We start from the raw sequence: 20,784 nt of genomic DNA, 5'->3' as shown, positions 1-20,784 counted from the left end.
GGCCCTTTTCGCGATTATCTGTTCAGGAAATGAAACATCTACACAAAAACATCCGCACATTACACAAAAATCACACTCATCAACATAACAATACTCACCATAAAAAGGACGACAAATGGCTATTCAAAAAAGCATGCTAGCTTTGGCTGTACTCGGAGGCTCTTTAGCATTAATCCACAGTACTTCGGCTTACGCATCCCTTGGCATCACACCACCAGCGAACGAAGAAGTTTGGATCACCACCGATGCTGACGCACAGCATATAATGACTCAGCATGGCGCAACGGTTTACCCAAGCGTGACTGGAAACAAGCATCCCATCGTCGCGAAAATCAACGCAAAACAGCTGGCTAAACTCTCTAGCCACATGCACGAAGAAACCCACCGTTGTGGTGGCTACATGGTACACGAAGACAAAGCAAGTGCGCTCAAAGCCGCAGCGATGCCACTGACAATGAGCACCTTCGAAAAACCGGTGATCAGCCATCAAGACACGGTTAATGACCTACTCGCTCAGGTCGAGCCGAACAACATGGTCACGACCATTGAAAATCTAACCAACTTCACCAACCGTTTTTATACTACTTCTACTGGTGTCGCTGCTTCAGATTGGCTTTTAGAGCGTTGGAAAACGGAAATTAAGGATGTATCGTATGCGTCAGCACGACAGATCACGCATGCCGAATATCCGCAAAAATCCGTTGAAGTGACACTGCTTGGCGCTAAGTATCCTGAAGAGATCGTCGTTGTTGGCGGACATCTTGATTCGACCGTTGGGTCTTGGACAAGCGAAGGCACCATCTCACCGGGAGCCGATGACGATGCATCTGGTATTGCAACCGTTACTGAATCACTGCGTCTGATGATCGCCAGCGGTATTCAGCCAGATAAAACCATTAAGTTCTATGGGTATGCTGCGGAAGAAGTGGGGCTGCGCGGTTCACAAGATGTCGCCAACGCTTTAAGAGATGAGCAAGCCAACGTTGTATCGGTGCTGCAATTAGACATGACCAACTACAACGGTTCAGCGCACGATATCACCTTCATCACGGACTATACCGACAGTAACTTAACCACCTACTTAAGCGAGCTGATCGACACCTATGCCAGCGATATCAGTTACGGTTTCGATGATTGTGGCTATGCCTGTTCTGACCACGCCTCTTGGCACAATGTTGGCTACCCAGCAGCCATGCCATTCGAAAGCATGTTCAATGATTACAACCCAAGTATTCATACCCAGCACGACACGCTTGAAAACTCTGATCCAACCGCGACACACGCGACCAAGTTCGCCAAACTGGCGATTGCCTACCTTGTCGAAACCAGCCTTGATTCGCCCGTTGCAGGCTCTAAAGAGCTGCAAAATGACGTGCCTGTTGAAGGGCTTGCTGCAGGATATGGTGAAGAGCAGTTCTTCACCTTTACGACGGAAAGTGCGGGTCAATTAACGATAACATTAACAGGCCCTCGTAGTGGCGATGCCGACTTGTATGTGAAGCACAATGGCACCGTATCAAAAGCAAGCTACGATTGCCGTCCATACCAGAACAGCAGCAACGAACAGTGTGTATTGAATAAACCTGCGGGTGAATTCAACATCATGGTACGCGGCTACCGCAACTTTAGCGATGTCACCATTGTCGCTAACTTTGTGCCTGATGGGCTATAAGGTTAGTTGTTTACGAACATTAACCCCAGCAAATACGGCTAAAACTAAAAATCCGCTAGCTCGATCCTAAATAGAATTGAGCTAGCGGATTTTTTATTGTCTTCGGAGAAAAGTTCGATCAATAGCCTTCAGTTATCATCAAGCCGTCTTTTTCATCACCTTACTACAAATATACTCACCAATCGGCATCGCAGAAGTCGCCGCCGGTGATGGCGCATTGCACACATGCAAGCTTCTTGGGCTTTCGGCAAACAGAAAATCATGAACCAAGGTGCCATCTTTGAGTACCGCTTGGGCACGAATACCTGCTGGGTAAGGTTTGAAATCTGACACCGTAATGCTCGGGCAATATTTGTTAACTAATTTTAGGTAACCCGGTTTCCACCACGAGTTCTTAAACTCGATCAAACCGGTTTTCAGATTATTCGCAGTCACTTTCCAAAAGCCCGCAAAGCTCAGCATCTGCCAAGTGTCCTTGAAACTAAAATTAAGCTTGCCATAACCTTCTCGCTTCCAGCCTTGAACTGCATTTGGCCCTACTGTTACGGAGCCATCAATCATACGTGTTAAATGCACACCCAAGAATGGCAGTTCAGGGTCAGGGATCGGGTAGATAAGATGATTCACCACTTGGTTGTGTTTGGCGTCCAACTGATAATACTCACCGCGATAAGGCACGATTTGGAAGTCGGTTTCGATGCCAAGCATGCTAGTCATTCTATCGGCCATCAAACCAGAACAAGTGATCAAGAATCGGCTGTTCAGTTGTAGAGTTTGACCATCCACTTTGCAGGTCAGTTGCACCTCATCGTCTTGCTCATCTGCCATGATTACTTCTGCGCCTAAGCTCAACTCGCCACCCGCCTCAACAAACTGCTGAGCCATCACTTCGGTGACTTTTTTGTAGTCGACAATACTAGTGGTTTTGACATAAATCGCGCCCAAACCGGTGATGTTAGGCTCTGCAAGTTTCAGTTGCGCTTGATCCAAGAGATCGACATCAATGTCGTTATCATGACAACGTTGATAGAGAGCATTCATTCGCTCAACTTCCTGCTCATTGGTCGCGACCAACAGCTTGCCACAGTTTTCGACAGGGATATCGTGTTGGCTACAAAAGGCGATGGTGCGCTCGACGCCACGCTTACAAAAATCCGCCTTTAAACTGCCCGGAGCGTAGTAAACGCCAGCGTGAATCACACCACTGTTATGGCCAGTTTGGTGCTGCGCGAAGCCACGCTCCTTTTCGACTAAAAGGATACTTTTATCAGGGTGAGCTTGCTGTAATTGCCATGCCGTCGACACGCCAACAATGCCACCACCAACGATAATATAGTCGTATGTTGAGTTCATAATATTCCTACATTCAATCCTTTTAATTATAGGGAAGACGCGACAGTGTCAGGTTCGGTTTGAGGCAACGATTCTTGCTCATCTTCCGATTCCTTTTTCACTTGATTCGCATCGTATTGACGAGCCGTGTGAATAAAGAGGCCAACGAAAAGTGCTACGCACACTAGACGAATCACGACTGAAATATCAGGCCAAACCAATGCCACACCCAGCACGATTAACACAACACGAGTCAGCAGATTAATTTTACTTTCTAAATAGCCTTCAATCGCAGCAACAAACGCGTAAGTACCAATAATAGCAAAACCACCTGTGACCAAAACGGAGGTCACATCCCAACTTACCAAGTTGGTGTAAGCAATCAGCAATGGCACCAAATACAAGCCTTTTGCTATCTTCCATGCCATTAAACCGGTTCTCATCGGTGGGGTTTTCGCAATGGTCGCAGCCGCAAATGCAGTTAAACAAACAGGTGGCGTCACGTTGCTGTCTTGCGACAGCCAAAAAATAATCAAGTGTGCAGAAAGCAGTGCAAGGCTAATCGCTTCTAAGCCTAAGCTTTGCTCAAGCAGGGTTTCCACAAAATCAGCAGGTACTAACGCAATCATCTCTTTGGCTGTTTCGAGAGCCATTGGCGCATTCAGTAAATCTAATTTTTCTGGTGCCGCCAACATGAAGATAGCTTTCGCCTGTTCAGGTAACTGACCCGAAACCAACAAGTCGAGCAACTGGCTTTCAGCAATCAGTTTGTACAAGGCTGGAGCAGACAGAGTACCCAACACGATATAAGCCGCGGTTACTGGTAAGCCCATACCCAAAATCAAAGATGCCAGCGCGATTAAAGCTATCATCACCAACAAGTCGCCGTTCGCCCAGCTGTTGATCATCAATGAGAAGGTGTTACCAATACCAGTCGTGCTGATCACGTTGATAACTAATCCAATACCCACCAACAACACCGCCGTGGTCGCCATGTTCTTTGCGCCTTGAGAAAGCGCTTCAATGATCGCCTTTGGTCCCATTTTGTGATTTTTAGAGAACCATGAAGCCACTACGACAGACAGAATCGAGATACCCGCAGCGTAAGTCGGTGTGAAGCCCTTCACCAACAGAGTCACCAACACCGCTAGTGGGATTAGGTTGTGCCAACCCGACAGCAATACCTTCAATAGAGGTTCACAGCCAGAAGTGACTTTTTGCACGCCACTGCGTTTTGCTTCAATACGTACGAAAAATGCCACAGACAAAAAGTAGATAAGCGCAGGTAAGAAGGAAACCGCAATGATGTCGACATAAGGGATCTGCGTGTACGACGCCATGATAAACGCACCCGCACCCATCACCGGTGGCATCAACTGCCCGCCCGTCGATGCAGCCGCTTCAACACCTGCCGCGAAACGCGAAGGGAAGCCTGCCTTTTGCATTAAGGGAATACTGATCACGCCCGTCGATACGGTGTTTGCTACGCTCGAACCAGACACTGACCCCATTAAGCCTGAGCCAATTACCGCGATGAAACCAGGGCCACCAATCACCTTGCCAGCCGCTGCGCGAGACACATCAATGATGTAATCACCGACACCCGAACGCACTAAGAATGCACCAAATAGGATGAACATAAACACGAAGGTCCAGCTGATTCTTGAGATAGAACCAAACATCCCTTCTGATGAGTAAAAGCTTCGATAAAGCAGAGTTTCAAGGCTCAAACCCGGGAAATGGAAGATGCCGCTGGTCCATTGCCCCCACAGCACCACATAACTCAAACACACCAAGATAAGCACCGGAATAAACCAACCCATGGTGCGACGAATCAGCTCAATAACAATGGCAATTGCCAAGATAGAGAAGAACCAATCACTGGCGATAAACTTCACGCCTCGCTCATAAAGTGCATCTTCTGCAAAGGGAATGTAGATAAGACAAGCCAGAGCCGCCAAGGCAATTCCGATATCGACAGCCAAAGCAATTTTGCTTCTTTTCAATGAGATATGGGCGGGATACCAAAGTGCACAAATGATCGCAAAGCCAGCAAAGTGGGTCGCCGAGATCCAAAGCTCTGGCAAGGTAGATAAGGTGTTAAACCAAATGTGTAACAGCGAGAGGATTACTCCCATGGTTGTTATCACTTTGCCTACCCACGGAAAATCCGTTCGGGTCGGCAGTTCAAATTTTTTCAGTTCCTGCTGCAGCGAATCGCTCATAGAAAACTCCTGCTCTCCGCAGCAAACACGAAGAGAAAATCCATAAAGTGAGGAGGTGCACGAACACATTCACAATATGAACGCGCACCTAGCAATTTAGTTACGAAGGGTGTTTTTTGAATTGACGAAGACGGTTAGTTGTCGAAACCGTTAGTTGACGATCAACTCAGAAGGGACATCGATGCCCACTTCTTGGTAGTAACGTGCAGCGCCCGGGTGAAGTGGAACAGGCAGACCTGCGATCCCTTTCTCGAGAGCCATTGCTTTGGTTGCTTTGTGGATACCTTGTAGGAAAGGTAGGTTTTCATAGATAGCTTTAGTCAGCTGATAAACATCTTCTTCAGAGATGTCTTCACGAACCGCTAGGAAGTTAGGTTGAGCGATAGTGGTGATCGGCTTATCAACACCAGGGTAAGTGTTAGCTGGGATCTCGTACTTGGTCCAGATATTGTAATCGCCGTTCGCTTGTTTGATTTGCGCATCGGTAAATGACAGGATTTGAATGTCTTCACCCAAGGCTGCAAAGGCTTGAGTTACCGCACCAACAGGCACACCAGCAGGCGTATTCATGCCATCAATGGTGCCATTTTGTAGTGCACTTGCACTGCCGCCGTAACCCATAAAGGCGAGTTTAAATTGTTCTGGGTTAACCGACAGGCCTTGCATGATCTGGCGTCCTGAATTCTCTGTACCTGAGTTCTTCTTACCGATAGAGAATTTTTTGCCGTTTAGATTTTCTAAATCACTCATGGTGCCCGTTTCTGTCAGATCAGAGCGCACAATAAAGTGTTCAACGTTTTGCCATAGCATAGAGACTGAACGCAGTTGTTTTTGACTGCCTGACTTCTCATATGGACCAAGCCCTTGCCACGCCCATGCACCATACAAACCTTGCAAAATGGCAAACTGTGCTTCGTTCTCATTGAGAAGTTTCACGTTCTCGCCCGATCCCGCAGAGCTGATAGCCGCTAAAGAAAAGTGCTGCTTTGGCGCAAGCTTAACTTTACTCAATGTCGCTAAAGCCACCCCCACTGGATAGTAAGTACCACCCGTTGAGGCCGTCGCTAAAATGTAGCTGCGATCTTCTTGAGCTGAGGCGTTGCTGATAAGGCCAATAGAGGCCATTGCGATTGCTAAAGTTTTAACTAGCTTGTTGTATTTCATTGTTACTCTCCATGTAGAGTTATTCACGTTATATTTTTGTTAACAACAATCGTTAGATAGCAAGCGCAATGCCAGTTTTTAAATCACTGTTTTAATTGAATTTAATTCCAAATCTCATTTGAAGTGAGCTATTTCTTGCTTATTTGACCACGAATCAATGAGCTATTTTTTGCTTATTCAAAGTAAGCTTTAACATCTATTTAAAGATAGATAAGTCACACTGCGTCGTATTTATGTGATCAATGTTTATAAAGTAACAAATATGAGGTGAGCCATTTTTTGCTCATTGATTTATGACAGCACCTCTCATCTCCTCATCACTTACGAATCGACATAATCGCTTCGGTTCAACGCATAGCGCACCATTTTTTGATTCAATGTTCGGCGGGGTAAATCCAAGTCTTGCATCACATCATTGATGCGCCCTTGATAACGCACTAGCGCATCATGAATCACTTTTCGCTCAAAGCTCTGAACCTGAACCGCCAATGGGATGCCTGCCGTGGTTGATTCTGTTACTGAGTTAGGTCGACACGCCAAAATATCCCCGACGGTCAGGCTTTCATCCAGCGCAAAACGAATCGCCACGTTACGCAGTTCGCGCACATTACCCGGCCATGCATACGACAACAAGGCATAACGATCGGCCTCACTGGCAACTCGGGTTTCACTGTTCGCTTCTTGGGTAAAGTGTTCAAACAAAAGCAAGGCATCTTCTTCGCGATCACTGAGTGGAGGTAAATGCAGTTGGGCAACGTTCAAACGATAGAAAAGATCTTGGCGAAAATCAGGATGATTAAGTAGATCGCTTTTCGAAGCAGAGACCACTCGTAGATCAACATGTTGTTGCTGATTACCACCCACGCGTTCTACAACATTATCTTGCAAGGTTCGCAGCACTTTTACCTGCATCGACAGCGGCATACTCTCTATTTCATCAAGAAACACCGTGCCTTTGTCGGCAAATTCAAGCTTACCAATGCGTCGCTTGGCGGCACCAGTAAACGCACCAGCTTCATGCCCAAACAACTCGCTTTCAAAGAGATTTTCTGGAATCGCACCACAGTTGAGCGGCACAAATGGATGGGTTTTACGCTGGCTAAACTCATGCAGACAAGAAGCGACCAGCTCTTTACCACAGCCGGTTTCACCATAAATGATCACATTGGTATCAATCGAGGCGACTTTTTGTATTTGCTCGCGTAATTCACACATCACCTTGCTGCGACCAATCAGCACCTGTTCAATGCCCTTAAGGTTATCCAGATAGTTCTGACGACGGTTTCTGTCTTGGCCACTTTGATGCTTGTCGACCGCTTCCGATACCGTTTGAGATAGGCGCTCTGGGTCGAACGGCTTTTCAATGAAATCATAGGCACCTTGCTGTAGCGATTTCACCGCCATATCGACATCACCGTGACCTGTAATCAAGATAACGGGCACATCTGGCACAAGGCTTTTAAAGCGTCTTAGCAGTTCAACACCATCAATATCAGGTAAGCGAACATCGGTGATGATGGTCTGAAAATCACTCAGCTCTACAGCATCTAACGCATCTTGCCCCACTTCAAATGCGGTGACATCAAAGCCAGCCAACTGTAACCATTGGCTGGTTGCTTGACGCACAATCGCGTCATCTTCAATTAAAGCAATACGCTGCATAGTTTGGTTCCGTCGCTTACATCTGGATAATGTCGCCCACGGTATGTAAAAAAGGCGCAGACGAAAAGGAGCTAGCTCCCACTTTGAATAACACTCCTTTAACAGTTTAATAATGTTTGTTAGCTTCGATTTGTCCCACACTCCACCTTCCAAGCAATAAAACAGTGAAGCTTCGTATCTCATTAATCTAGATAGGTAAATCACTAATTTTAAAAGGATTTAATCAAGAATGGTTAACAACAATCGATATTGGTTATTCCTATGTGCCTGTTTATTGATTGGATTGGTGCAGGTCACCACCAAAAATGGAATTAGCCAGTGGAAACTCGAGCAAGCCCAACGCTACGCCGAACAACGCTTCCTTGGTTACATTGCAGAAGCGAGGCGAACCCTTAAGCGTTTCTATTATCTGCCCTACCTGGTAACCAATGATGAAACCACGGTTCGTTTTATCGATGGTGAAGACCGCCTTGAAAAACGTATCAAGAAACAACTGATTCAATTGGATAAAGCCGCCAATACCAAGGGCTGGTATCTGCTTTCTGGCGAAGGTGATTTGTTGGTATCGAGTGTCGAAAGAAGCAAACTGAGCAAAAACAACGCCAGCACGATTGTTTCTAAGATCCACCTTCAAGGTGGCGCGATTTCAGTGGTGACAAAAAACAAGGGTGTCACTCCCGATTACTTTATTGCTGCACCCGTTTACAGAGCATCCGATGTAGTGGGAATTGTGGCGGTGCAAATCGACTTATCGTTACTAACCGATCAATGGTTTGCCGATGGTGAAGCGATACTATTCCAAAACCCTCGAGATCAGTTCTTTCTCTCCAGTGATCACCGACTGAGTGCCGATTGGTTCAATGACACCTTCAACTCTCAGCCGACAGCCACAAAACGCGAGTTGTATGACCAAACCCATATACGCGTGTGGCGACTGCAAGATAAAGATTACCTGATTCAGTCAATCAAGTTAGATGACCTTAATTGGCGTTTAACCTACCTCACCCCATTAACTAGCCTCAACCAAACCACTAACTGGATCAGCTGGAGTGTCGCGGTGGGCTGTCTTTTCGTCCTGTTATTACTGGTTATTCTTTATCAAAGACGCCAGAAAAAACTCAGCAATCTGCGAATCCAAAAGCTTATCGAAGAGTCTGAGAAACGACTGTCTGGGATGATCAATAAAACCCATGTTGGGTTGATACTGATCGATAAACACGGTCGCATCCACGATATCAACCTGATGGCGAAGAACTACTTTTCCCTATCTGATTCAATGATCAGCAATATCAAGGCGTGGCAGTTATTTGAAGCCGGCAACCCGAATTCAACCAGCTTACAATTGCTCAAGAACTTGGAACAACACCAAGAACTGGCTGAGATCACCAGCGTCGAAACTATGGCGAGGCGCAGCGATGGCAGTTACTTCCCGGTGTTGTTCTCTATTAGCGCCTTTCCTTGGCATGCCACGACTTATTACCTGTGTACCGTAATTGATATCAGTAAACGTAAGAAAGCGGAGATCGCAGTTCAGGAAGCCAATAAAACGCTGCAACTGCGCGTCGAAGAGCGAACACAAGACCTCAAAGATGCGCAGCAAGAACTGGTGGAATCAAGCAAACTTGCCGCATTAGGGCGGATGTCGAGTGCGATCACTCATGAGCTTAACCAACCGCTTACTGGTCTAAAAACCCTGCTTTCAAGTAATCAATTACTGATGGAAAGAGGCGAGACCAAGATGTTGAAAGCGAACATGGATCTCGTGATGAGCCTCATCGACCGAATGGCCAACATGACCAGCCAGTTGAAGTCGTTCGCCTTTAAAAGGCTTGAAAAGCCTTACCCAGTATCACTGACAGACGCACTGCAAGAAACCCTGCGTATTCATCAAGCCGAATTGGAAAACGTCGATATGCGCGTGCGTGTCGCTTCAAATATTTCGATGGTGATGGGAGAAGAGGCGCGACTCAGACAAGTGCTTGGCAACCTACTTAAAAATGCCGTCGATGCCACGAAAAATCAGACGCCAGCGACCATTATTATCAGCGCTCATACCGAGCAACAACGCGTGATCATCAAGGTTAAAGATAACGGTTGTGGTGTATCTGAAGATCAACTCGAAACCATTTTCGAACCGTTTCATACCAACAAGAAGATGGGTGAAGGTTTGGGGTTAGGGCTAGCGATTACAGCCAACAATGTACGGGATATGCAAGGCACCTTGATAGCCAAGAACAACCCAGATCAAGGTATGACATTCACGTTAACGCTACAGAACATTGATAGTAAGTAGTCGCTTACATAGAGTTTAGAATTCAAATCCGATTGAGAAGCTAAAACTAAAAAACCGCCCACAGAGGACGGTTTTGATTCACTTATTGGCGTGTGACTTATTCGCTAATCAGTTAACGACTTACTCAGCCAACTGCTTCAACAATAACTCTGTCGGGCGAACAATCGCGATGATCGATTCATCATAGATTTTCGCTGATTCAGACAGTATTGCTTGGTAGGCATTCGCATCTGATGCTCGAACTTTTTCGCCCGCTTGTGCTTTAGCAATCAAGGTTAACGCCAAGTCTGCTACTTCCGCGGTTTTCTCTGCAACCACCACAGTCTCTACCGAAGACACATTACCTGCGAAGACAGTCTCAGCGGCAAGAGCAGCCGATTTTGCTTGCTGATAATGCTCAGCGAGTTGCTCTAGTGCTTGTTGATTGCCTGTCGCCACTTCATTAACCAAGTCTTGCATCTCATACACGGCGTAGCTTTCCACTGGCAAAGCATCAACGAAGCGGTTTAGACGCTCGTATTGGCTGTATAAAGTGCCCTTAGGTTCAGTAGAATTCCACTTCTCCCAGTTGCGCGCATAGTACTGTGCTGGTTCAGTATATTTCGCAAGCACGCGCAGGTCGTGGATATCCTGCCCTTTGGCAATACGTTTTAACAGCATGTCAGCGTCCGCATGATGACGAAGTCCAACCGACACTTCAGACCATGTATCCATCGCCTTCATACGCTTATACATGCTGCGTTCGTCCGTCAATTCTGCATCAGACCAGAAGCGCTCTGCAATCGCGTAGCTGCGCGGCCATAGGTAGTTTTCAACCGTGAGGCTGTCTTTGTTCTCTAGCCACATAGTGATCTCGCCGCCCAAGATAAGCTCTTTTTCTTTATCGGTTAATTCCGCAGGGTAACCACCATTCGGTTCAGGAATCACGCTGCCTTCAACATCACTGCTCGCAATCACGTCACCTGTAGTTGGCCAACGTACATTACCGACCAATTGGTAACTGCCTTCGGCAAAACCATTTGAATTCAGATTTAGGTTGAATTCGGTGTACGACATGAAGTTATCGAAGTGGCCAACAAAGGTTTTACCCGGCACATAATCAAGGATGAAGATCTCTTCGCGAGACTTGCCGTTGTAATCACTAAATGCGCGGAAAGTGCCGTCTTTCGCTTCAATGATAGTCAGTGTTCCCTTACGTGGGCCGCCTTTTGAACGAGGCTTCTGCCATTGGTACGTCACGAATTTTTCGCCGCTGTGCAGCTTATCGTCAACTGTGATGCCACTTGGCATTGGATCATTGCGATAGTGGTAGCTAGTCGGCTGAGGTTGATCTAGGTAATAACCCGTAGAAAGAATACCTGGGTAGCCCTCTTTCGCAGCACGACCAATGCTGTCGTGTCCTTGCCAGCTTTGAATCACGATTGAAGTCGGCAGATCTTTATGCCAAATCTCATCCCAACCGGTCATCTTCTTACCGCGCTCTTCGAGCATCTTCTCAACTTTTACATTGAGGTAAGACTGCAGACCACGCTCGCCATCGATATTGTTCTCTTCAATGAACCGTTGGTGCTTTTCGCTGTTTTTCCATTGCGCGTAATTCGGCTCATCGCCGCCGATATGGAAATACTCATCAGGGAACAGTTCGGTCACTTCGTCAAATACATCACCTAGCATGTCATAAAGCTCTGGATTCAACGGATCCATCAATGGTTCAAACACGCCCCAGCCACGCTCTTGATCATAGCTTTGACCTTCTGCACCAGACATCAGGCGTGGGTAAGCATGAGCCACGGCAGAAGAGTGACCCGGTAGAGAGACCTCAGGGATAACACGAATACCAAGATTACGTGCATACTCAACTAGGTAACGAACTTGGTCTTTGGTGTAGTAATTACCATCAGCGGTTTCAGACCACAGACGCGGCCATGATTCGGTTTGAATGCGAATGCCTTGGTCGTCCCAGAAGTGCCAATGGAACACATTCATCTTCGCCGAAGCCATCGCATCTAACTGACGAATTAGCACATCGAATTCAATAAAGTGACGTGAAGTATCGTAAGAAACACCACGCCAGCGGAAGCGAGGCTCATCGACAATTGTTACGGCAGGAATATGGTAGCCAGTCGCTGTGGTTTCAACGAGCTGTAAAAGGGTTTCGATGCCGTGAATTGCGCCGTATGGGCTTGGTGCGCTCAACGTGATTTGCTCACCCTGAGTGGTAATTTTGTAGGACTCTTCGGAGTCGATATTTTGTACTTCAGATTTTGGCGCCGCGTCGATATCAATGATCAGGTTCGCTTCGTCTTCACTATCAACCTGCCAATTTAGAATCGGCACACCCGTCTGACGCTCAAGGCGATCAATAAAGCGTTTCGCCGTATATTCGACACGGTCAGAGTTAAAGCCTTTGATATAAACTTTAAAATTACCATCTACTTTCACTTGGCCTGATTTTAATTCCACAGTTTGTGGATAAGGCATTAAATTCAAGTCTGTATTTGGAGCCATTGCTAAAGCCATTGGAGAAACTACTGAACCGGATATCAATAGTGACAATATAGTTTTTTTCATTATTAATTTTCCTATATAACTTTCATTGTATTTTATTTATCAGAGCCTATTCACAAAAATAATGTGGCTCTGTTGTATTAAAATGAGAAATTAACACCAACTCGGAAACGCCAATCCGTTTTATCGTTTTCTGATTGCACCGTATCCGCATCAACCACTTCAGCGTATGGCCTCACTGTTGGTTTCCATTTGTAGACTGCTTTGACGGTATGCTCGCGGGCATTTAGATCGCCGGTTGCGAGCTCTGTCGTATGATGCGTAATCTGATCGAAATACGTAAAGGCATACGAAATCATGTATTTGTCTGTATTGTATCCCGTCCAAATATCATAACGGTTTCGCTTTGCTGTCTCTTCATTGCCATAGTCATTCACTAAAGCTTCGGTCGAAAAGTCATAACGATAACGGCCATGTACAAAGAGCCCATTGTCAAAGTTGTAATTAAGCTTTAGATAAGGCATCAAGAAGGTATTTGAGCCTTGAAAATTCATCACTACGCCAGGGTTCAGCATAAAATTGTCATTGATGGCATAGGTGTAATAATGGGTAAACTCGGTATTAATCACCTTCGTTTCGTCATACGCTCCCGCTGCATGTCGAACATTTGTCAGTGTTTCTAAACCATACCCATTATCAAAATGGTGACCAACAATAAAACGACTTCGATACTGATCTGTCGTACTTCGATACTCTGCCCTTAAATCGACATAACCCCCGGCAGTTGAGGTCATTGGTAATAATGCTAGTAGTGTTAAAGGAAGTAATTTTTTCATAGTTCACCGATATTATGATTATAAAAACCCACCGCACATTGATATATGCAGAAAAGTGTAAATTCGGAGACTACCTTTTTATTTCTTATTAATTATTTTGATTGTATGAAATGTATTTATAGCTACTGCTCATATTCAGTAGCTATTATTTATTTTAATAAAATCTAAATTTAACTATTTCACCAACTCAACGGCTTCACGAACCAACACTGCAATCTCATCCCACTGCTCGTTCTCAATCATCTTTGGAGAGACCATCCAAGTACCACCACAGCACACCACGCGATCGACTGCTAGGTAGTCATTGACGTTGTGTTTACCGATACCGCCCGTTGGCATCAAAGACACATCAACGTATGGCGCTAGCAGAGACTTCACCATGTTGATGCCACCAGACGCTTCTGCAGGGAAGAACTTCAAGAAGTTAAGGCCCAGTTCCAGCGCTTGCTCAACTTGGCTTGGGTTGTTTACGCCCGGAACGATTGGCATGCCGATTTCTTGGCAACGTTTTACGGTGTTTGGATTCAGGCCCGGAGCTACGATGAATTCGCTGCCCGACTCTTTCGCAAGGTCAATTTGCGCTGGCGTTAATACTGTGCCAGCACCGATACACATCTCTGGGTAGGCGTCACGCATCGCACGAATCGCGTCTGCTGCCGCTTCAGTGCGAAATGTCACTTCAGCAACTGGTAGGCCGTTTTCTACCAACACTTTTGCCAGTGGAATCGCGTGTTCAACCTTGTTGATTTGGATAACAGGGATAACTTTGAATTGCTTAAGTTTGTTGATCATTTCTTGAGACATAATAATTCCGCTTTTATTTTATTTTTTAATCAGTTGGCTCATAGCGCTCACGGGGATGATTGCGCCAGAGTATTGAATAACGATGGAAGCCAGTTGGTGGCCAAGTTCGGCTGCGTCGGTAGCGCTCTCGCCAGTAAGGCGCGCAGCTAAATAACCCGCGGCGAATGAATCGCCCGCCGCGCAGGTGTCGACCACGTTAGAAACACGAGTCGCTGAGACATAATTCTCAACAATGTTGCCCTGTTCAACTTGAACAATCTTGCATGGCTCGCAGCCTCGCTTGATAACGATCTCTTGGCAACCCAAACGGAGGCAGCGTTGTTGAACGCTCTCTGAGTTCCCCCATACAAGCAGGTCGTCATCTTCGGTAATCAAGGCGATGTCCACCAGCGGCAGTAACTTGGCGTACCAATGTTGAGCTTGCTCAGTGCTCCAAAGCTGCGGGCGATAGTTGTTATCAAAAATCACCTTGCCGCCTTGGTTTGAGAACACGCTAATAGCTTTGAATAAACGCTCACGAGAGGTGTCATCCAAAATCGCGATACTGATACCGCTGATATAAACTGCGTCGACTTGTTTCTCTGTCAGGGCAATTTCAAGCTTGTTTAAGTTATCGATTTGAAAATAGAACTTTACCGCCGCATCGTTGCGCCAGTAGTGAAAATGTCGCTCGCCTGTCTCGTCGGTTTCGACCATGTACAAGCCGGGCAGCTTGCTTGGGATGCGTTCAACGAAATTGGTTTGAATACCCTCTAACTGCCAGTTATCAACCATGTTCTGAGACAGTTCATCGCTACCCAGACCCGTCGCGTAATGAACAGAGAGCTTTTGATGTTGGGTTAAGCGAGAAAGGTAAAGTGCGGTATTGAGCGTGTCACCGCCGAATTTTTTGGTTAATGGAGAGCCGCTGATTTCGACCATGCACTCGCCAAAGAAAGCAATATTGAAGTTAGAAGATGCAGGCATAGCAGATCCTAAAATAGAGAGATAAATGGGGAAGAAGGCCCTACCAAAAAGCAGAGCCTGAGCTAACCACTCCACAACTTGTTGTACTGAGTTTGTTGTACTAACTAGCTGCGGAGCGTTTGAGATTAGCTTGTTTGATTAGCAGGACGTTGAGAAGACGCTTCTTCTTCAAGCACACCTGAGTCTGACAATTCCATTTCCATCAGAGCACGCTCGTCATCAAGAATTGCTTTTGCCATTTCTGGTGTCACTTGGTTAGCCGGAGTACATAAGCTTACAACCACACCAGCCGTTAGAGCCACTAGACAAGAAGGAATCACAGGGTTACCCCAGAAAGCCGTGTAGTCTGCGTTTAGCATTACGACAAATGAAGCCACAGATGCACCCGCTAGCGTAGCAAGAGCACCCTGCCAGTTGTAACGTTTCCAGAATCGACCCAACATACCGCACACAAACATGCCCGACATTACGGTTGAAATCATTTTCGTGATGTAGCCAATGATGTCGTTTGACGTTAGTGCGAACAACAGTGCAAAACCAATCACCACAATCAATGCCAAGCGAGAATAGTTCACCATTGACTCTTTGTTTGGTACGCGGCCAGTGAACATCACGTAAACATCACGAAGTAGGATAGAAACACCTGCTATCGCATCTGAACTTGCGCTCGACATAGTTGCGGAAAGACCCGCGATAAGAACAATCATGCCAACGCCAACCGGGAGCACCGTTGCAGCAACATAAGGGAACGAGTAGTTCGCGTTATCCAATGATGGGTCAATGGCATGCGCAGCCATACCAATGATTGCAGGGATGATAGAGAAGAAAAGATACAACACACCCGATGCAACAAATGAGCGACGAACGGTTGATACATCTTTACCCGAGTAGATACGCTGACGGAATGAAGGCGTCGCCAGTACACCCACACCAATAACCACAGCCAGAGACACAGCAGGCAGAAGACCCAGTTTATCGATTGCTAAAAAGCTCGTAGCAGCAGGGTCCATCGCAGCGTAAAGGTTATCCATGCCGCCGATGTAATCAACTGACATTACCGCCATCAAGATGAAGCCAGCAAAAAGAATAATAGCTTGAATGGTATCGGTCCATACAACCGCTGTGTAACCACCGATCACCACGTAAATAGTGAATGCCGCTGCAATAATGATTTTCGCTAGGTTGAGATCGATGTCTGCAATCCACGCTAAATACATGCCGCCACCTAGAATGTGTGCGCCTAACCAACCAATTGAAGCAACAAAGATCAGTACACCTACAACGTTTTTCACGATGCGGTTAGCGCCAACATAGTAAGCCAGTTCTTCACTCATGGTCATGAAGTTCAGTTTACGAACCGGAGCAAACCAAAGTGCAAGTAATAGGATGCCTATCGCACCACCAATGCCGTACAGAGCACCTGCCCAGCCATTTGCGTAGCCGAAGCCAACCGCACCCATACTTGAACCCGTACCAACCATCGTCGCTACTGTTGTACCAAGTACTAAGAACATAGGTAGGCCACGGCCACCTAATAAGAAATCTTCGCCAGATTTTTGATTACGCGAGACAAACCAGCCTAACCAAATTAAAAATAATACGTACACGCCGAAGCCTGTAAGAAAAAGTGTGCTGTTCATTTGACACCTCTCAGTGAAATATTAAGCTCATTCCTGAACTTTATTTATGATTCATTCATTTTATATTTCATATAATTACTTTATTTGTTTTGTATATTCTAATTAAAGTAATTTTTATAAATGTAGGGTGAGAGTATTAAAAGATAATAACAGGGATGACTACCCTCTAATACTCTCTAATTAGGTTATTGTGATTAGGTTATAATTAAACGCGATCTGCGCGGTAGCAAGTCACATCTACTTCAACTTTCACGTCTACGACTAGATCACAGACCATGCAGATACGAGCCGGTGGGTTAGCACCGAAGAACTCTTTGAATACCTTATTAAAAGATTGGAAGTAACGAGAATCCGTTAGCACAACCTTTACGTGCATTACGTCTTCTAGGCCGTAGCCCGCTTCAGTCATGATATCGACACAGTTTTGGATCGCTAGGCGAGACTGGTCAACAATGCCACCCTCAACCACTTCACCATCTGTCATCGGTGTCTGGCCAGAAACGTATAGGAAACCACCTGCTTCAGTTGCACGTGCAAATGGTAAATGTTGTCCGCCTGTACCTGTACCGCCTTCAACACCGTAACGTTTAATAGTCATTTTTTAACTCCACTTATTTATAGATAACATTGGATTTATAGATAAAACAAATTCTATTCCAATATATTTAATTTAATTCGCCGTTTTTATAATCACCTGAATTTAATAAATAATTCAAATTCTAGTTTCGGTAAATAAAAACACCTGAACGATTATTTTTTACTTTTCCTTGCTGGTAAGTTAACTCACCATTTACAAATACGCATTCTATTCCCTCAGCAACTGAAATAGGATTTTCAAATGTTGCTGTGTCTTTAATATTCTTTGGATCAAATAAAACTAAATCAGCACAGGCACCACAGCGAACTTCGCCTCGGCCAGCTAAGTTGTAACGCTGAGCCGACATTCCAGTCATCTTGTGAATCGCTTCTGGCAACGAGAACAGTTTTTCATCTCGGCAGTAGTGACCTAGAACTTTCGGGAAGGTACCCCACAATCTTGGGTGTGGATGCGGGTCATTAGGTAAACCGTCTGAACCGACCATGGTCAGTTTATATTTCAATACACGCTTTACGTCGTTCTCATCCATGCAGTGGTAAACCGCACCCGCAGGTTGAAGCGCTTTTGCTGCGTCCATCAGGGGTAGGGTCATTTCATCAGCAATCTGCTTCAGCGTTTTGCCTGCATGTTCTGGTTTTGCTTCAGACCAAGTAATGAAGATGTCGAAATCGTCGGTCACTTGTTTCAAATCTAATGTCGAAGAGCTCGCAGAGTATGGGTAGCAGTCGCAAGACACATCTTGGTGCTCAGAAACCTTGTCCATTAAGTCGAGTACTTCAACGGTTCTACCCCAGTTACCCGCACCAGCACATTTAAGGTGGGAGATAACAACAGGCACTTTCGCGTATTGTCCTGTCTCAAACGCTTCTTCCATCGCGCTTAAGATCTCTTCAAATTCGGTACGCATATGCGTGGTATAGATGCCGCCATGGCTAGACAGCACTTTCGCTAACTGCATCACTTCGTTAGCGTTCGCTTGTTTAGCACTTGCGTAAGCCAGGCCAGAGCTCAAACCTAATGCGCCTTGCTCCATCGCTAAATCAAGGTTGGTTTGCATCGCTGCGATGTCGTCTTCGCTTGCAGTGCGTTGCAGGTCGTCCATCACTTGGTTACGTAATGTCGTATGACCGACTAATGCTGCTACGTTTACAGCCGGTTGAGCTTGCTCTACCGCTTGTGCGTACGCCGCAAAGGTTGGGTATTTAAAGTCAGCTTGTGCGCCTAAAAGATTCATTGGGTCAGGTGGATCACCAGCCAAAACGGTTGGTGATGCACTGATACCACAGTTACCAACAATCACGGTTGTGACACCTTGGCTGATCTTAGGCAGGCAATCTGGGTAACGAATTACATTGGTATCGTCATGTGTGTGTACATCAATAAAACCAGGAGCCAATGCTAAGCCTGCTCCCTCTACTAGTTGGCCACAATCTTCATGATCGATTTGACCAATTTCGGCGATTTTTCCATCACGGATTGCTACATCGGCACAAAACGATTGTTCGCCGGTGCCGTCAAACACCTCTACATTTTTGATTATCGTATCGAACAACATTTTTCACTCTCTCAATCCACTGTGTTGATGGAGCTATATTAAGAATCCAGCCGATTATTTTCAGTGACAAAACACACATAATATTTTAATTTGTGTGATAGTTTCTACCAAAAATCAGATTGTAGATATATTAATACATTACATAACAACAACTTAAATCATGTTAGGAATCAGTAATGAAACATAGCCCAGCACAAGAAAATGTTAGAAAGTATCAAAAAGAAGGTTTTGTCTTAACTGAAAGAGGCCAAAAAGGGAGAGCGATATCACAACCTGAGAACGGTGTTTATCGATTGATTAACGAAGATATCTCGCTTCCTGTTGCAGCTATTAAGCAATCGGCCTTGACCAATAACTTGAATTGGATGCAGTCATTCGCCGATCACCATCAAGTTAAATTGTCGCCACACGGCAAAACATCCATGACACCTGCTTTTTTCCGCCAACAACTCGAAAATGGCGCTTGGGGTATCACGGTAGCAACCCCTGCACAGGCTGAAATTGCAGCCATGGCTGGTGCGAAAAGAATCATTATGGCCAACCAATTGGTAGGTAAAACCAACATGGCAATCGTTGAACAACTTATTCGCGAGTTCGATATCGATTTCTATTGTTGCGTGGATTCATCAGTCAACGTGCAGCAACTTAACCAATATTTCGCCAACAAAAAACAGACGCTAAAGGTACTGATCGAGTTTGGCGTACCGGGTGGTCGCTGTGGTTGTCGTTCACCGCAAGAGGTTCTAGAACTGGCTCAAACCATCCAGAACTCACCATCTCTTTCGCTAGCAGGAATTGAGGTGTATGAGGGGGTAATTCACGGTGATAACGCAGAGCAAGATATTCGTACCTTCTTAAATCAGGCACTAGCATCTGTCGAAAGCCTCACATCAGATGGACTGATTGCAGGGCAACCGATTATCACGGGTGCAGGTTCCGCTTGGTATGACGTAGTTGCGGAATGTTTGGCGAATTTAACCGATTATTTGGCGATCATTCGTCCAGGTTGTTACGCCATTCACGATACTGGGATCTACCTAGATGCCCAAAGCAAGGTGTTGCAACGCGCCCAAGTTAATCAAGGCTATGCGTGTGAATTGGGTGGTGATTTAGAATCGGCGCTTGAGGTGTGGGCGTATGTAATCTCTCGCCCAGAGCCTACCAAGCTAGTGGTTGGGCTAGGCAAGCGTGATGTGGCCTTTGATGCGGGTTTACCGATTGCAGAGCGCGGCTATCGCAACGGCGAAGCTATATCAGTGAAAGGCTTAACCTCTACTGCCGTGATGGATCAACATACCTTTGTTGAAACCGACGGTTCTTCTGAAATTGAAGTGGGCGACATGATTGCGTTCTCGACCTCACACCCGTGTTTAACCTTCGACAAATGGCGCTACATTGCCATCAGCGATGACGAACATCAGGTTACCCACTGGGTAGAAACCTGCTTCTAGTTCAATTTTTCGATAAGCTAGAATCAACGAAACAATAAGATATACTAACGGGGCTAAGGCTTAGTTTTAAATGGCTTA

General features: G+C 45.8%; 14 protein-coding genes. 3 read left to right on the top strand and 11 right to left on the bottom strand.

Translation table 11 applies throughout. The annotated features are described in order from the left end of the window. The first annotated feature begins 115 nt into the window (after nt 1–115). Nucleotides 116–1,672, top strand: a complete 1,557-nt coding sequence (locus IHV80_RS17405; RefSeq protein WP_192891615.1) for a M28 family metallopeptidase — start codon at nt 116–118, stop codon at nt 1,670–1,672. Between the two features lie 138 nt (nt 1,673–1,810). On the opposite strand, the gene lhgO is transcribed toward IHV80_RS17405, so the two are convergent. From lhgO to IHV80_RS17385, 4 genes are all read right to left on the bottom strand, one after another. Further along, complete coding sequence (lhgO, locus tag IHV80_RS17400) at nt 1,811–3,025, bottom strand: L-2-hydroxyglutarate oxidase (RefSeq protein ID WP_192891614.1); 1,215 nt, start codon at nt 3,023–3,025, stop codon at nt 1,811–1,813. Nucleotides 3,026–3,051: 26 nt separating this feature from the next. Then, nucleotides 3,052–5,229, bottom strand: a complete 2,178-nt coding sequence (locus tag IHV80_RS17395) for a TRAP transporter permease (RefSeq protein WP_192891613.1) — start codon at nt 5,227–5,229, stop codon at nt 3,052–3,054. Nucleotides 5,230–5,379: 150 nt separating this feature from the next. Continuing rightward, nucleotides 5,380–6,393 (bottom strand): TAXI family TRAP transporter solute-binding subunit, encoded by a 1,014-nt coding sequence (locus IHV80_RS17390; RefSeq protein WP_048610053.1) that lies wholly within the window; start codon nt 6,391–6,393, stop codon nt 5,380–5,382. A 321-nt stretch (nt 6,394–6,714) separates the two neighbouring features. Further along, nucleotides 6,715–8,055, bottom strand: coding sequence for a sigma-54-dependent transcriptional regulator (locus IHV80_RS17385; RefSeq protein ID WP_192891612.1), 1,341 nt, complete (start codon nt 8,053–8,055; stop codon nt 6,715–6,717). 229 nt (nt 8,056–8,284) lie between these two features. Here IHV80_RS17385 and IHV80_RS17380 point away from each other — a divergent pair, with 229 nt between their 5' ends. Next, a complete protein-coding gene (locus tag IHV80_RS17380; RefSeq protein ID WP_192891611.1) occupies nt 8,285–10,348 on the top strand; it encodes an ATP-binding protein in 2,064 nt (687 codons plus the stop codon). Between the two features lie 120 nt (nt 10,349–10,468). Here the strand turns inward: IHV80_RS17380 and IHV80_RS17375 are convergent, their stop codons facing one another. The 7 genes from IHV80_RS17375 to IHV80_RS17345 form a co-directional block, all read right to left on the bottom strand. Next, on the bottom strand, nt 10,469–12,919 hold the full coding sequence (locus IHV80_RS17375; protein WP_192891610.1) for a family 20 glycosylhydrolase: 2,451 nt from the start codon (nt 12,917–12,919) through the stop codon (nt 10,469–10,471). 77 nt (nt 12,920–12,996) lie between these two features. Further along, nucleotides 12,997–13,692, bottom strand: coding sequence for an oligogalacturonate-specific porin KdgM family protein (locus tag IHV80_RS17370; RefSeq protein ID WP_017111229.1), 696 nt, complete (start codon nt 13,690–13,692; stop codon nt 12,997–12,999). 174 nt (nt 13,693–13,866) lie between these two features. Continuing rightward, nucleotides 13,867–14,496 (bottom strand): bifunctional 4-hydroxy-2-oxoglutarate aldolase/2-dehydro-3-deoxy-phosphogluconate aldolase, encoded by a 630-nt coding sequence (locus IHV80_RS17365; RefSeq protein ID WP_017111230.1) that lies wholly within the window; start codon nt 14,494–14,496, stop codon nt 13,867–13,869. 18 nt (nt 14,497–14,514) lie between these two features. Further along, complete coding sequence (locus IHV80_RS17360) at nt 14,515–15,462, bottom strand: sugar kinase (protein WP_192891609.1); 948 nt, start codon at nt 15,460–15,462, stop codon at nt 14,515–14,517. A gap of 125 nt (nt 15,463–15,587) precedes the next feature. Further along, on the bottom strand, nt 15,588–17,102 hold the full coding sequence (locus IHV80_RS17355; protein ID WP_102566989.1) for a sodium:solute symporter family protein: 1,515 nt from the start codon (nt 17,100–17,102) through the stop codon (nt 15,588–15,590). Nucleotides 17,103–17,307: 205 nt separating this feature from the next. Beyond that, a complete protein-coding gene (locus IHV80_RS17350; protein ID WP_017065166.1) occupies nt 17,308–17,700 on the bottom strand; it encodes a RidA family protein in 393 nt (130 codons plus the stop codon). A gap of 121 nt (nt 17,701–17,821) precedes the next feature. Further along, nucleotides 17,822–19,255, bottom strand: a complete 1,434-nt coding sequence (locus tag IHV80_RS17345; RefSeq protein ID WP_192891608.1) for an N-acyl-D-amino-acid deacylase family protein — start codon at nt 19,253–19,255, stop codon at nt 17,822–17,824. Nucleotides 19,256–19,431: 176 nt separating this feature from the next. Between IHV80_RS17345 and IHV80_RS17340 the strand changes: the two genes are divergently transcribed. Then, the gene (locus IHV80_RS17340) at nt 19,432–20,706 is read left to right on the top strand and encodes an amino acid deaminase (RefSeq protein ID WP_192891607.1); all 1,275 of its coding nucleotides are present in this window, start codon (nt 19,432–19,434) and stop codon (nt 20,704–20,706) included. The last annotated feature ends 78 nt before the right edge of the window (nt 20,707–20,784 follow it).

The sequence above is a fragment of the Vibrio bathopelagicus genome (genome assembly GCF_014879975.1).
GTDB lineage: Bacteria > Pseudomonadota > Gammaproteobacteria > Enterobacterales > Vibrionaceae > Vibrio > Vibrio bathopelagicus.
Note: the sequence above shows the minus strand (reverse complement) of the source record. Positions and strands in the feature narration are given on the sequence as shown.

Coding starts and splice junctions, on each gene's coding strand:
- IHV80_RS17405 (WP_192891615.1), top strand. CDS start 116: ATGGCTATTCAAAAAAGCATGCTAGCTTTGGCTGTACTCGGAGGCTCT.
- lhgO (WP_192891614.1), bottom strand. CDS start 3,025: ATGAACTCAACATACGACTATATTATCGTTGGTGGTGGCATTGTTGGC.
- IHV80_RS17395 (WP_192891613.1), bottom strand. CDS start 5,229: ATGAGCGATTCGCTGCAGCAGGAACTGAAAAAATTTGAACTGCCGACC.
- IHV80_RS17390 (WP_048610053.1), bottom strand. CDS start 6,393: ATGAAATACAACAAGCTAGTTAAAACTTTAGCAATCGCAATGGCCTCT.
- IHV80_RS17385 (WP_192891612.1), bottom strand. CDS start 8,055: ATGCAGCGTATTGCTTTAATTGAAGATGACGCGATTGTGCGTCAAGCA.
- IHV80_RS17380 (WP_192891611.1), top strand. CDS start 8,285: ATGGTTAACAACAATCGATATTGGTTATTCCTATGTGCCTGTTTATTG.
- IHV80_RS17375 (WP_192891610.1), bottom strand. CDS start 12,919: ATGAAAAAAACTATATTGTCACTATTGATATCCGGTTCAGTAGTTTCT.
- IHV80_RS17370 (WP_017111229.1), bottom strand. CDS start 13,692: ATGAAAAAATTACTTCCTTTAACACTACTAGCATTATTACCAATGACC.
- IHV80_RS17365 (WP_017111230.1), bottom strand. CDS start 14,496: ATGTCTCAAGAAATGATCAACAAACTTAAGCAATTCAAAGTTATCCCT.
- IHV80_RS17360 (WP_192891609.1), bottom strand. CDS start 15,462: ATGCCTGCATCTTCTAACTTCAATATTGCTTTCTTTGGCGAGTGCATG.
- IHV80_RS17355 (WP_102566989.1), bottom strand. CDS start 17,102: ATGAACAGCACACTTTTTCTTACAGGCTTCGGCGTGTACGTATTATTT.
- IHV80_RS17350 (WP_017065166.1), bottom strand. CDS start 17,700: ATGACTATTAAACGTTACGGTGTTGAAGGCGGTACAGGTACAGGCGGA.
- IHV80_RS17345 (WP_192891608.1), bottom strand. CDS start 19,255: ATGTTGTTCGATACGATAATCAAAAATGTAGAGGTGTTTGACGGCACC.
- IHV80_RS17340 (WP_192891607.1), top strand. CDS start 19,432: ATGAAACATAGCCCAGCACAAGAAAATGTTAGAAAGTATCAAAAAGAA.